Here is a 12,833-nt window from a genome sequence, read left to right as displayed (position 1 = left end):
TCCGCTCCCACAATGAAGAAATGACCAGGGAGACGACGATCGCGCGGGTGTTGCTCGTGCTCGTCTTCGCGCCGGCCGGCGGCCTGTTCGGCAAGGCCGTGGCTGAGGCCGCGCAGAGCCGCGCGTGGTGGCCGTGGCTGGTCGCCGCACTGGTCTGGCTGGTGCTGTCGGGACTGATCTCGATGGCGGTTTCGAACCATCTCGACGAGCACAGATAATGCTCCGATGGTCGCTGCGGTGCATCACGTCGAGATCTGGGTCCCGGACCTGTCCCGGGCCCAGGAGAGCTGGGGCTGGGTCCTCAATCGGCTGGGCTGGAAGGACGGTGACGGCTGGCCCGGCGGGATGACGTGGGCGGCTCCCGACGGCAGCTATGTCGTGGTCGAGCAGAGCCCGGCGATGTCGGCCGGCGAGCACGACCGGCTCCGGCCCGGGATGAACCATCTCGCCCTGAACGCGGCCGGCCGGGCCGAGGTCGACGCGATCGTCGCAGAGGCGGGCCGGCATGGCTGGACGCTGATGTTCGCCGACCGGCACCCGTACGCCGGCGGCCCGCAGCATTACGCCGCCTTCCTGCACAACACCGACGGCTACGAACTCGAGATCGTCGCTCCCGATTAGCAGGTGAGACTACTGATGCCTTGAGTGACGGTTGGGATTACCCATATGACATGGTTACTCCAGGCAAGCAGTGGTCGCGGGGCAAGGTGGAAGGACGGTGCTCGTGACGGAGAAGCCTGACGGGGGAAACACGCCCGGATCGGCTTCGCGCTCCGCGCGGACGACAGAATCAGCACCGGAGCTCCTGGAGGCGCGGATCCGGGGTCTCCAGCATGCGCTCGGGCAGCTGCTGGACAACGCACACCGGCTGACGTACGCCGAGCATCAGCGGGCCGTGCAGCTGCATCGTCAGCTACAGGAGCAGACCGCCATCGCCCGGCGCGAGTCGCGCTCGCTCGTCGACGCCAAGACCGCGGAGGCGCTGTCCACCGCCGAGCCGAAGGCCCGCCTGCTCGCGGACCGGCTCGCGCCCGGTCTGGCCGCGATCCCGCCGAACGACGCCCGCTGGCGTTCGCGTCAACTGGTCGGCGCCGGAGTCTCGTCGTACGTGCGGGTCGGCGAGCTGGACGGCGGTACGCCGGTCGTCGCGCCGCTGCTGCGGACGAACGGCTGGAAGGTGACCGCGGATCGCAACGAGTTCGCCCGCAGACTCCTGCAGAGCGTGGCGTTGCGGCTGGTCGCGGCCGCCGAACCCTTCCGGCTCAGGATCGACGCGTACGACCCGCGGCTGACCGGCATGATGGGCCTGCTCGGTCACCTGACCACGAAGTATCCGCAATTGGTGCCTAGGGCAACACACACCCCGGAGCAGCTGCACGCCGTGCTGTCCGGGCTGGTCGACGTCTCGTCGCTGCGGGCCAGCCGGCAGGCACAGCTCGGGCACGAGCGGTTCGAGGATCTGATCCGGGAGACCGGGCGGGTCACCGAGCCGTATCGGCTGATCATCCTGTTCGACTACCCGACCGGCATCGACACGCTCGCCCAGCGCGATCTGCTCCGGCTGGCCGCGACCGCCGGCCGGCGCGGCATCTGCTTCCTGGTCCATCACGACCCGTCGACGTCCGCCGAGCTGGACGTCGACACCAAACAGTTGCTCGATCTCCTCGATCCGGTGGCCATCACCAGCGAGAAGGTCGAGGTCGCGCAACTGCCCGGCGTCCCCGCGAAGCTGGATCCGCCGTTCGACGCGAACATTGCCGCCGGCATCTGTGACGTGGTGGCCGAGCTCGCGGAGATCGCCGTACTCCCGACCATCGACTTCGAGCGGACCCTGCCGGACCGGTCGACCTGGTGGCAACCGGTCACGGACGAGATCGGCACGGTGATCGGGTACGACGATCGCACGCCGGCGCTGGTGCGGTTGCGCAGCGGCAACCCGGCCCTCCCGCACGTCCTCGTCGGTGGCGCCGTCGGCCAGGGCAAGTCGAACCTGCTGCTCGTGATGATCCACGGTCTCGCCGCGCGCTACGACCCGGCGGATCTGGAGATGTACCTGCTCGACTTCAAGCATGGTGTCGAGTTCTCCGCGCTCGGTCCGGCCGGGGAGCGCGAGCATTGGCTGCCGCAGGTGCGGGTGCTCGGCGTGCACAGCGATCGTGCGTTCGGTCTCGCCGTACTGCGTCATCTGTCGGACGAACTGGCGCGGCGCAGCGAGATCTTCAAGTCGCACGGCAACGTCGCCGACATCGCGGAGCTTGCCCCCGGCCCCGGTCGGCCGCCGCGGATCCTGGTCGTCCTCGACGAGTTCCAGGTGCTGCTCGAGGACGACGACGAGCTCGCGGACGAGGCGGCCAAGCTGCTCGAGCGGTTGGTCCGGCTCGGACGCGCGTACGGCGTGCATGTCGTACTGGCGACGCAGACGATCGAGGGCGTCAAGCGGCTGGCGACGCGGCGGGACTCGATCTTCGGCCAGGTTCCGTACCGCATCGCGCTGAAGACGACGCCGGCCGACTCGCAGGCGATCCTGCGGAGCGGGAACACGGCGGCGGCCGAGCTGCAGTTCCGCGGCGAGGCGGTACTGAACGCGAACTTCGGCTCGCCGGACGACAACCAGCATGTGCTGGTCAGCTTCGCGGACAAGGCGGTGCTGGACTCGCTGCGGCGTGAGTTGTGGCAGCGCGCGGGTACGGCGGTTCACCCGCCGCGGATCTTCCATCTGGCCGAGCCGGCCCGGTTGACGGACACGGCGGCCGCGGTGAGGCCCGAGCTTGGGCGGCCATGGACCGGGTTGCCGATCGCGGTGACGGAGGAGCCGGTGCAGATCGAAGTACGGCCCGAGCCGGGTGCCGGCGTACTCGTGCTCGGTGACGGCCCGGTCGACGCACTCGGCGTACTGAGTGGGCTCGCGTTGTCGACGGCGGCCGCGGCTGTGGATCCACCGCGGTTCGTGTTCCTGGACGGGACGGACTCGTCGCCGGCTGTTGCTGAAGGCAAGGATGCGCTGGTGCAGGCATTGCGGCAGCTCGGATGCGAGGTCGAGACGGTCGACAAGCACGCCGACATCGTGCCGCGGCTGTTCTCGCTGCGGGAGTCGGTACGCAACGGGCACGTCGGTGAGACCTATCTGCTCGGGTTCGGGTTCCATGGCGTGCCTCGGATGCAGCTGCATGCGGAGGGATTCTTCGAGAGCCCGGCGAACGCGCTGCAGGACATCGTGCGCGATGGACCCGCGCAGGGGCTCATCACCTTCGGGTGGTGGAACCGGCTGCATGTGTGCACCGAGCAGCTCGGGTACGGGCGCGCGAACGTGGCGACTCATCTGTTCCTTCGGCACCCGCAGGACGGCGTACGCGCGGTGGCCGGTCCGCTGGTGCGATGGGCTTCGGAACCACACCGGGGTCTGCTGTGGGACGGACTGCACCCTGAGGCACAGGTCGTCGTACCGTTTGCCGCACTGCGATCCGACGAGGTGGATCGCGCGGTGGAGTTGGTACGGCGATGAAGACGGAAGCGCAGGAGTGGGCTGAGTACGCGCGGGCGCTGCGGACGGTCGCAGGAGCCCGTGCGGACGCGCAGCAGGCGCAGGACCGGCTGACGGCGCACAAGTCGAAGGCTGAGGCCACTGCGATGGCGGAGGCCGATGCCATGGCTGAGCGCGGGCGGCAGTTGGAGCTCCGGCTGAACGCACTGGCCGAGAAGGCCGCTGCGAGTCTGCAGCGAGCCGGACTGCCGGCGGAGGGGAAGCGGGCGAACCATGCGTTGCCCGAGATCCGCGTACTGAACGACATCGAGTCCGTCGCGGCCGGGATCACCAAACAGCTGAGTGACACCGTTGAGCAGTTGGAGGAGGTCCGTGCAGCGGCCCGGGCCGAGCAGGAGCGACGGAAGCGACGTACCATCAGCGCGGCCTTGATGCTGGTCGGGTTCGTAGTGGTGTGGGTGGTGACCGGGTCGTTCCTGGCCGGAGTGGAGGCGGCAGCGATCGCCGCCGTCACGATGCTGGCCGCGTCGCGGGCGCTCGGCCTGCCGCGGCTGCCGGGCGCGCGGTGGTGGGGCTGGGGTGGTGCGGTCGCGGTCGTCGTCGCGATGGCGGCCGGTCTGCCGTGGTGGCTCGCGATCGCCGTACCGGTGATCGTGTCTGGTACGGCGATCGTGCTGCCGAAGAAGCGCAACTAGTTTGGGAGTGGGTTAGGTGTCCGACGTACAGCGGCTCAAGGAACAGCTGCACCAGGTCTCGATGGAGGCCAAGCAGGCAGCGGGGGGCCTGGCCGGGTTCAAGCTACGGTTCACCCAGCACAGTCAGCTGGTGGAGAGCCTGATCGCCGGTACGGCGACGGGCGTCGACCGGGACATCACGGAGATCCTGGACGCGGCCGGCAAAGCGGTCGAACAGGCCGCCGAGGCGCTGGAGATCGCGTCGGCCGGATGCAAGAGCTACGCCGACCAGATCTGACCGGTCGTGCCGTCTGAGCTGCAACGGGTCGCTCGGGGCCTGGTGGATTGCCTCGACGAGGTGCCTGCCGTGGTCGCCCATCTGCAACGCACCGCCGCCCGCTGCCGCGAGAACGCCCAGGTTGCGCTGTTGGCCTCCCAGGGCCGGGCGACCGCCGCCGCTCAGCAACTGGACGCGGCCGCCCGCGCCTGCGAGGCCGCCGCCCACTACCTCTCCCTGGCCCCGCCGAAGGCCCGGGCCTGGGCCGAGCACCTCATCGGCGACGGCGCCGTGGGAGCTCGCCCGTCGGCGAACTCCGCCGACCGCAACAAGACCACGGGCGGCAGCGGCGACCTCGCCGTTCGAGACTCCCAAGGCCGCACCAAACGCCTCACGGCCACCTTCGAAGACCTCGAGGTTGCCGAAGACAACGAACCGCCTCTCATCACGGTCGCCCGCAAGGCCTTCGAGAAGTTCCGCAAACGTCATGAGAAGGACGAGGACGAACGCGACCTCCCCGAGGACCCGCTGGAGATCGAGATCACCGTCGCCGAAACCGGCGAGCCGCAGATCGACGAGCGCGACGAAAAGGAAGAGGAGAAGCGCGAAGAGCGCCTCCTCCAAGGCTTCGAAATCACCGTAGACCTCGCTGAACCCATAAAGAACCTCCTGGCCGCCATGGCCGGATCCGCTGGCCAGAAGTGGCAACACGCCACCCTCACCATCACCACAGACCGCGTAGAAGCCACCTTCGACTACCCCGACGACAAGCAACCGATCGTGGTCGACATCGAACTGCCGGAGGTCGACGAGCCGGCCTTCGACCCCGCCTTCGATCAGCGCCCGCTGACGGTGGACTTCGCGCCTCTCGTGTTCGATCCGCACAATTCGTTCAATCCGAAGGAGCGGCTGATCGCGGACCGGCTCGCCGAGGAAGGATGGCGCGTCGACGCCAGGCCGCCGGACCACACCCGGGACAAGGTGAAGAATCCGGATGTCATGGTGCGCAAGGGCAGGCACGATTCGGGCGTGATCATCGAGTTCAAGACCCCGCAGAGTGGTAGCTCCAATGCGATCAAGCGGAACATCCACGAGGCCAGCGAGCAGGCTGGGGAGCTGGGCGAGATTCTGATCGACGGTCGACCGGTGCGGCTGTCCGAGGACGTTGCCTGGCGGTCATTCCGGAGGGCGTGCGGCCAGCCAGGTTCGACGGTCGCACGCGTTGTTCATGTCATTCTCGGTGACGGGCGTTTGGTCACCTACACAAAGGAGCAGTGATGTCCACCAGCGACACCATCTTCCTGGCCTCGCGTGAGCCCCTTGACAGAACGGCCGGCTGGTTGGCGGATGTCCTGGGACTGGAACGGCTGGATGATCCGGAGTTGAAGGAGAACGAGCACTTCTTCCGGGGGCGTGCACGGACCGCCGACGGGAACGTACTGCTCGTGGTCGGGCCGAACATTTATGGCGAAGTCGATCCGGAGCCCGAAGACGTCTCGGCGATCGACCATTACACAGGTGTGGTCGACGTACGCCTCTCGGGCCGGAAGAACGAAGAGGCACAGGCCCGGGAAGCCCGTGCCGTGTTCGATGAGCTAGCTGCGACCCGGCCCGACGTGGCCCTGGTCCTGGACCACGCGATGTCCTGGATCGTGGCGGCGTACTTGCCCGGTGCCGGGACCTACGCTTTCCCGCCTCGCACCTCCCTCGACGCCGACGCCATCGACACCTGGCGCCCTTGGGTCGTCACCTGAGGCCGAGCGGCTGATGTCGGTCGCCTGACCTCCCGATGCTGCTTGTGCACAACCCCGACATCCCTGAGCAGAAAATTTCTGCGGAATCGCGTCATGAAGTGGGGAGGAGGCCGTCACTACCTGTGAACGCATTCTCACAGGGAAGTGGATGTGATTGACGTGAAGGGTTGTTCTTCGAGGTTGCTGATGGGAACTGCACCGATCCAGGCCCGGAGCGTTGGCTGCCGGGCGAGCAGCTCTGGGAGGTAGCGCCGAAATGAGTCCTCGTCGCTTCCGGCTGATCCGCCATCATGACGTCTCCGGTGTCAGTGGCACCGGTCCGGTCGCCGAGGGCGTGCAGTTCACCGACGGGGCGGTCGCGCTCCGCTGGTACGGCGACTATCCGACCACGACCGTCTGGGACGGGATCGACTCCGTCGTCGCCATCCATGGTCACGGCGGAGCCACCGAGGTCGAGTGGATCGACCCGGACCCAGGCCCCGATCCCGACCTGAAACTGCCACCCCGCGAAGTCCTCCCACCCCGACCGTGGCCGGATCTGCACTCCGCCACCGAGCCACAGGATCCCGACCCCCTGCACAGCGATCGTGAACTCGGTTCGTACGGCGGTGCGCCGCCGGCCGGGTCGTCGTCGTACCGGGTGTTCCGCTGAGCCGGCCCGGGTCCGGCGCCGCGGACCCGGACTGATCGTGAGCGGGCCGGTGCCGAACCTCCCGCACGGTGCCGCCCACCCACTGACCTCGGGCCTAGTCGTATCGCGAGTCCGGCTAGGCCCGAACCCGCCCTGGGGTCAGCTGTACTCCATGGTCTGGACCAGATCGAGGTTGTAGAACGCGCCCGGTCCGTCGCACAGTTCCATCATCTTGGCCGAGAACTCGGTCGTGTCGGCCCGCTGCGAGTTCGCCATCGCCTCTTCGTACGAGCCGAACTCGACGATGGCGAAGTAGCGCCCCGGCTCGTCCCGGTCGGCGCAGGTGATCCCGCGGACGGGGGCGGGACCGTCACCCTCGGCTGCGCGGTTCTTGCTGAACTGTTCCATCAGCGCCGCGATCTCGTCCGGCTTCGACGTCCGGTACTCGATGATCTGAACGAAACCAGCCATTTCTCCCCCTTGTCCATGGCACCAATTCTGAGGTGCCTCCTGCTGCCGACACTGCGCCCGGATCGCCCGCGCCGCAAGGGGTCGACGCTTACGGTGACGTGACGCTGGCGCGAGATCACGGCGCGTCGATTCTGCCGTCCGCAGAGGTGGCTGGGTTTTGTCCGCCGGGCCTGATTGGCTTGCCCGCATGGAGATTCTGATCCTCGGTGGGACAGCATGGCTCGGTCGCGAGATCGCGACGCAGGCGTTGGCGCGCGGGCATTCCGTCACCTGCCTCGCCCGTGGTGAGAGTGGCGCGATCGCGGACGGCGCCACGCTGATCGCCACCGATCGCAGCCGTCCGGATGCGTACGCCGCTGTGCCCGAGCAGGACTGGGACGCGGTGTTCGAGGTGTCCTGGCAGCCGGGGTTCGTGCGCGGCGCGCTGGCGGCCTTCGGTGCGCGGGCCAAACATTGGACGTACGTGTCGTCGGGCAACGCGTACGAGAAGTTCGACACGCCGGGTGCCGACGAGTCCGCCGTACTGCGGGAGCCGACGGAGCTGGACGTGGCCGAGCGGGAGCAGTACGGCGAGGCGAAGGTCGCCAGCGAATTGGCCTCGCGGGAGGTGGTCGGGGACCGGCTGGTGATCGCGCGGGCCGGGCTGATCGGTGGGCCGGGGGACACGAGCGATCGGGCCGGGGCGTGGGTGGCGCGCGCGGCCCGGGCGCCGGAGGAGCCGCTGCTCGTGCCGGACACGCCTGACCTGCCGACGTCCGTGATCGACGTCCGCGATCTCGCCGTCTGGTTGCTGGACTGCGCGACCGAAGGGCGGACCGGGACGTTCAACGCCGTCGGCCCGGTCGTGCCGTTCGGGGAGTGGATCGAGCTCGTGCGCGAAGTCGGCGGCCACACCGGACCGGTCGTGCTCGCACCGCAGACGTGGTTGGAGGAGCAGAAGGTCGAGCAGTACATGGGGCCGGATTCGTTGGCGATGTGGCTGACCGAGCCCGGCTACGAGGGCTGGTCGAACCGCAGCGGCGCGGCGGCGCTCGCGGCCGGGCTCACGCATCGCTCGCGGCGGGACTTCCTCGTGGACACGCTGGCCTGGGAGCGGGAGCTCGGTCTGGACCGGGAGCGCCGCGCCGGCCTGAGCCCTGCGAAGGAGAAGGAGTTGATCGAGTCGCTGCCGGAGTAGAGAGTGGGCGGATGCGGTTGGTGCTGATCTCGGACACTCATCTGCCGGGGCGGGCGAAGAAGCTGCCTGAGCCGGTCTGGGAAGCGGTCGAGCGCGCCGACGTGGTCATCCATGCCGGGGACTGGGTGAGCGTCGCGTTGCTGGACGAGTTGGAGTCTCGTGCGGCCCGGTTGGTCGGGTGCTGGGGCAACAACGACGGCCCGGAGTTGCGGGCGCGGTTGCCGGAGGTCGCGCGGGTGACGCTCGACGGGTTGTCGGTCGCCGTCGTGCACGAGACCGGGCCGGCCAAGGGACGCGAGGAGCGCTGCGAGAAGGACTATCCGGGCGTGGGCCTGCTGGTGTTCGGCCACAGTCACATCCCCTGGGACACGACGGCTCCCGGTGGATTGCGGCTACTGAACCCTGGGTCGCCGACGGATCGGCGCCGGCAGCCGTACTGCACCTACCAGACGGCGACGATCACCGCCGGCAGCCTGAAAGAAGTTGCTCTTCACAACCTTTGAGATGGTTGCGGCCGACAACGACTCTCGGCCGGCCGTGCGGGAGCATACGCCGTACCACCGAGTTACGGCGTACCCGCACGACCGGCCGAGCGTCGTGCCTGAGTCAGGCGTTCGCTGCTTCCTTGGCTCGGGTCTTGAGCCGGTCGCGCACCTCTTCCGGCGTGTAGGCGCGACGCTTCCGCTCGCCTCGCGCGACCACCACGCCCGTCGCGGCCACGCCGACGAGCCCCGCAAGTCCTACCACCTTCCATACCTTCATGCGGTCTAACCTAGCGATGTGGACAGCCGGATTGCACTGGATGACGCTACGGAACTGACACGAACAGGTGACATTTGGCTGTTCCGTGGTGACAAAGCCGCCGACCGCGCCATCCAGCTGACGACGAACAGCCCGATCAACCACGTCGGCATGGCGATCGTGATCGAGGATCTGCCGCCGCTGATGTGGCACGCCGAGCTGGGCCGGTCGCTGCCGGACGTGTGGAGCGGCACGCACCACCGCGGTGTGCAATTGCACGACCTGCGGGATGCGGTCCTGGTGTGGGCGCGCAAGTACGGCCAGCGGGCCTGGCTGCGGCAGCTCGAGCACCCCGTCACGCGGGAGATGGAGGACGCCGTACTGCGGACTGTCGCCCGGCTGGACGGTACGCCGTTCCCGTCGACGGCTCGCCTGGCGACCAGGTGGGTGCGGGGCCGGGTGCCGGCGTTCCGGCGCGGATCGCGGGAGCTCGAGCTGGAGTCGGCGTACTGCGCCGAGGTGGTGGCGGTGACGTACGAGGAGATGGGGTTGCTGTCCGGGCGGCGGCCCAACTGGTACGACCCGGGACGCTTCTGGAGCGGAGACGAACTCGAGTTGGCCGATGGCGCCCGGCTGGGCGACGAGATCGCGGTGGAGATCCCCGACGAATGAGGTCGGGTCGCTGACGCCGATTCCGGACCGGACGGAAACTGTCGGTGACGTGTGATTGGGTTGTTCCAGTCGGTCATCGAGCCGGAGGAGGCCCGCGGATGTATGCCGTCATCGACACCGAGACGACCGGCCTGCTGCCGAGTCATCGGCATCGGGTGATCGAGGTCGCCGTCGTGCTGCTGGACGCCCGCGGGCAGGTCGAGCACGAATGGGTGACGCTGCTGAACCCGCAGCGCGATCTCGGTCCGCAGCACATTCACGGGATCCTGACCGCCGATGTGCTCGCCGCGCCGGAGTTCGCGGATGTCGCGCGGCCGTTGGGTGAGCTGCTGGCGGGCCGGATGGTTGTCGGGCACAACGTCGAGTTCGATCTCGGGTTTCTGCGGGCGGAGTTCGCCCGGCTGGGTGTCGCCGTACCGCTGATCACCGAGCGGTCGATGTGCACGATGGCGTTGGCCGGTTATCTCTACCCGGGCGCGAAGCGGACGCTCGGTGCGTGTTGTGCGGCGGCGGGCATGTCGATCGAGGGGTGGCACTCGGCGCTGGCCGACACGCGGGCCACGGCCGAGCTGTTCGGCCGGTATCTGAACGCCTTTCCGTCACCGCCGCCGTGGCAGTGGGCTTATGAGGAAGTCAGTCGATTGCGGTGGCCGGCGTTGCCCTCGAGCAACGTCGCGCCGACCGTGCGGCCGGTGCATGCCGGCGGGCGGCATGGCTGGATGAGCAGGCTCGTCGATCAGTTGCCGCGCGTCCCCGAGCCGCCGCAGGCCGACTCGTATCTCGCGCTGCTCGACATGATCCTCGCCAATCGGGAGATCACCGCGGCGGACGCGGATCAGCTCGTCCAGGTCGCGACCGACCTTGGCCTGACGCGTTCGCAGGTTCATGACTTACATCAGTACTACGTCTCGGCGCTGGCGGAGGCGTCGTGGGGCGGAGGCGAGATCACCGCGCATCAGCGGAGCGATCTCGACCAGGTGGCGGTGATGCTCGGGCGCCGGGCTTCCGATGTGGACGAGGCGCTGGTGCGGGCGAGCGACGGGCGGTACGCCGTACCGGCGCGTCCTGGGGCGAGGGGCTTCCCACGGGGGAGCACGATGGTCTTCACCGGCGACATGGTCGAGCCACGCGAGGTTTGGTGGGACCGGGCGGTGGCGGCCGGGTTCGTGCCGCAGGAGGCGGTCCGCCCGGACACGACGTTCGTCGTAGCCGCCGACGTGGACAGCCTGTCAGTGAAGGCACGCGCCGCCAGTGAGCTGAACATCCCGATCATCTCCGCAGAAGACTTCCGCCGCTTCATGCCCGCCGAAACCGAACGCAAGGCCGGCTAGCGGCCACCGGCCACCGGGCAGCGCGACCGCTGATGCGGCCCGTTAGGGTGCTCGGGTGGAGCTTGCGGAGTTGGGACGGCGGATCTATGCGACTGCTCATCTGACCGGGGAGTTCGTGTTGCGGTCGGGGCAGACGACCAGCGAGTACTTCGACAAGTACCGGTTCGAGGCGGATCCGGTGTTGCTGGATGCCGTGGCCGAGGCGATGGTGCGGCTGGTGCCGGCTGACACCGAGGTGCTGGCGGGGTTGGAGATGGGCGGGATCCCGGTCGTGACCGCGCTCGGCCGGCACACCGGGTTGCCGTGCGCGTTCGTCCGCAAGCAGGCCAAGCCCTACGGGACGCGCCGCCTGGCCGAGGGCGCCGAGACCGCGGGCCGGCGGGTCACGATCATCGAGGACGTCGTCACTACCGGCGGCCAGATCGCGCTCTCCGCCAACGACCTCCGCGCTCTGGGCGCTCACATCACCGATGCCCTGTGCGTCATCAACCGCAACTCGACCACCCCGGCCCCGCTGACTGAAGCGGGCCTGACGCTGACCGCGCTGCTCACCCCAGAACACCTCGGCTAGCGCCGGCGCCACTCCTGCGGCGTCATGCCGTACGCCTGGCGGAACCGGCGGGTGAAGTGCGCGGCATCGAGGAACCCCCAGCCGGCAGCGATCGAGGCGATGGGGCGGCGCCTGCTCGCCGGTTCGGCGAGCTGGCGAGCGGCGCCCTTGAGACGCTCGCTGATCAGCCACTGCTCGAGGCTGAGGTGGTGCTCGGCGAACAGCTTGTAGAGGTAGCGGAGCGAGATGTTGTGCTCCGCCGCGATGCGGGTGGGGCTGAGCCCTGGATCGGCGAGATGGCGGCGCGCGTACCAGGTGATGCGAGCGAACAGTACGTCGCTCATCGCCGGCGGCTGGGTGTCGCGAGCCGTGGCCGAGGTCAGCAGGGCGCGGACGAGTTGCGTGGTGGCCGTGCCGACCAGGTCGGCCGACGGTGTTCCGTGCAACGACTCGATGATGCTCGGCAGCACCGTGAGATGGTGCAGCACGAGGTCGTAGAGCGGGCTGCTGGGCAAGCGTTGAGCGGCCGCGCGGACCGATTCGACGCTCAGCCCGAGGTCGGCGTAGTCGATCTGGAAGGCCTGCGACGCACCATGCCCACTCCAGGCGAAGTCGTACGGCGCGGTCAGATCGACCAGCATCAGGTCGCCGGTGCGGACGCGCTGATCGACGTCACCCTGGCTGAAGACGCCAGACCCGATCACCTGCACGGCGAGGGCCAGGCGCTCCGGGCCTCCGATCCGGACATGCTTCGGCGTCCGGACCAGGCGCATCCCGGATCCCTCGTTGCGGAACAGGTCCGGCGTGCCGAGTTGCCAGAAGTCCATCCTGGCGTGCACGTCGCCGTGTGGATCCTCGTGCTCGACACGGGCCGGCACACTCGCCGACATCATCGCGGCGTAGAACGCTTCGGGCCGGTCCCGCCGCGGTAGCCCGGCGGTGTCGAGCAACACGGCCATGCCCACCCCCTAGACCCTGGAGTCTGGTGGGCGAACTGTGCAGACACAGCCCAGATCCGTGCAGGCACATCCTACGGAGCGCGCCGTACGGACAGCTACGGTTTCGGCCAACATC

Annotated in this window: 16 protein-coding genes; 13 read left to right on the top strand and 3 right to left on the bottom strand. The window is 68.7% G+C overall.

Annotation, left to right across the window (positions count from 1 at the left end; translation table 11 throughout):
• The first annotated feature begins 20 nt into the window (after positions 1-20).
• The 8 genes from OG558_RS40535 (at position 21) to OG558_RS40500 (ending at position 6,838) form a co-directional block, all read left to right on the top strand.
• Positions 21-218 (top strand): hypothetical protein, encoded by a 198-nt coding sequence (locus OG558_RS40535; protein WP_329479202.1) that lies wholly within the window; start codon positions 21-23, stop codon positions 216-218.
• A gap of 7 nt (positions 219-225) precedes the next feature.
• Positions 226-621 (top strand): VOC family protein, encoded by a 396-nt coding sequence (locus tag OG558_RS40530; RefSeq protein ID WP_405067777.1) that lies wholly within the window; start codon positions 226-228, stop codon positions 619-621.
• Positions 622-724: 103 nt separating this feature from the next.
• On the top strand, positions 725-3,502 hold the full coding sequence (locus OG558_RS40525) for an FtsK/SpoIIIE domain-containing protein (protein ID WP_405067776.1): 2,778 nt from the start codon (positions 725-727) through the stop codon (positions 3,500-3,502).
• Positions 3,499-4,176 (top strand): hypothetical protein, encoded by a 678-nt coding sequence (locus OG558_RS40520; RefSeq protein ID WP_405067775.1) that lies wholly within the window; start codon positions 3,499-3,501, stop codon positions 4,174-4,176. Before OG558_RS40525 ends, OG558_RS40520 begins: the two co-directional genes overlap by 4 nt.
• 16 nt (positions 4,177-4,192) lie before the next feature.
• On the top strand, positions 4,193-4,453 hold the full coding sequence (locus tag OG558_RS40515) for a hypothetical protein (RefSeq protein ID WP_328519649.1): 261 nt from the start codon (positions 4,193-4,195) through the stop codon (positions 4,451-4,453).
• 69 nt (positions 4,454-4,522) lie between these two features.
• Positions 4,523-5,710, top strand: a complete 1,188-nt coding sequence (locus OG558_RS40510; protein WP_405067774.1) for a hypothetical protein — start codon at positions 4,523-4,525, stop codon at positions 5,708-5,710.
• On the top strand, positions 5,710-6,186 hold the full coding sequence (locus OG558_RS40505; protein ID WP_329479197.1) for a hypothetical protein: 477 nt from the start codon (positions 5,710-5,712) through the stop codon (positions 6,184-6,186). The genes OG558_RS40510 and OG558_RS40505 overlap by 1 nt, the downstream gene beginning before the upstream one ends.
• 256 nt (positions 6,187-6,442) lie before the next feature.
• Positions 6,443-6,838: a hypothetical protein gene (locus OG558_RS40500; protein WP_405067772.1), complete on the top strand. Its 396-nt coding sequence runs from the start codon at positions 6,443-6,445 to the stop codon at positions 6,836-6,838.
• Between the two features lie 138 nt (positions 6,839-6,976).
• Here OG558_RS40500 and OG558_RS40495 read toward each other — a convergent pair whose 3' ends face one another.
• The gene (locus tag OG558_RS40495) at positions 6,977-7,288 is read right to left on the bottom strand and encodes a hypothetical protein (protein WP_405067771.1); all 312 of its coding nucleotides are present in this window, start codon (positions 7,286-7,288) and stop codon (positions 6,977-6,979) included.
• 187 nt (positions 7,289-7,475) lie between these two features.
• On the opposite strand from OG558_RS40495, the gene OG558_RS40490 reads away from it, so the two are divergent.
• Positions 7,476-8,465 carry an oxidoreductase gene (locus OG558_RS40490; protein ID WP_405067770.1) on the top strand — a complete coding sequence of 330 codons (990 nt, stop codon included), beginning with the start codon at positions 7,476-7,478 and terminating at the stop codon, positions 8,463-8,465.
• 11 nt (positions 8,466-8,476) lie between these two features.
• The gene (locus tag OG558_RS40485) at positions 8,477-8,968 is read left to right on the top strand and encodes a metallophosphoesterase family protein (RefSeq protein WP_405067769.1); all 492 of its coding nucleotides are present in this window, start codon (positions 8,477-8,479) and stop codon (positions 8,966-8,968) included.
• A 103-nt stretch (positions 8,969-9,071) separates the two neighbouring features.
• On the opposite strand, the gene OG558_RS40480 is transcribed toward OG558_RS40485, so the two are convergent.
• On the bottom strand, positions 9,072-9,227 hold the full coding sequence (locus tag OG558_RS40480) for a hypothetical protein (RefSeq protein ID WP_328519657.1): 156 nt from the start codon (positions 9,225-9,227) through the stop codon (positions 9,072-9,074).
• Between the two features lie 18 nt (positions 9,228-9,245).
• On the opposite strand from OG558_RS40480, the gene OG558_RS40475 reads away from it, so the two are divergent.
• From OG558_RS40475 to OG558_RS40465, 3 genes are all read left to right on the top strand, one after another.
• The gene (locus OG558_RS40475; protein ID WP_329479192.1) at positions 9,246-9,878 is read left to right on the top strand and encodes a hypothetical protein; all 633 of its coding nucleotides are present in this window, start codon (positions 9,246-9,248) and stop codon (positions 9,876-9,878) included.
• Between the two features lie 98 nt (positions 9,879-9,976).
• A complete protein-coding gene (locus tag OG558_RS40470; protein WP_405067768.1) occupies positions 9,977-11,209 on the top strand; it encodes an exonuclease domain-containing protein in 1,233 nt (410 codons plus the stop codon).
• Positions 11,210-11,264: 55 nt separating this feature from the next.
• Complete coding sequence (locus tag OG558_RS40465; protein WP_405067766.1) at positions 11,265-11,780, top strand: orotate phosphoribosyltransferase; 516 nt, start codon at positions 11,265-11,267, stop codon at positions 11,778-11,780.
• On the opposite strand, the gene OG558_RS40460 is transcribed toward OG558_RS40465, so the two are convergent.
• On the bottom strand, positions 11,777-12,718 hold the full coding sequence (locus OG558_RS40460) for a helix-turn-helix domain-containing protein (RefSeq protein ID WP_405067764.1): 942 nt from the start codon (positions 12,716-12,718) through the stop codon (positions 11,777-11,779). The genes OG558_RS40465 and OG558_RS40460 overlap by 4 nt on opposite strands.
• Between the last annotated feature and the right edge of the window lie 115 nt (positions 12,719-12,833).

The organism is Kribbella sp. NBC_01510 (assembly GCF_045040325.1).
Classification (GTDB): domain Bacteria; phylum Actinomycetota; class Actinomycetes; order Propionibacteriales; family Kribbellaceae; genus Kribbella.
Note: the sequence above shows the minus strand (reverse complement) of the source record. Positions and strands in the feature narration are given on the sequence as shown.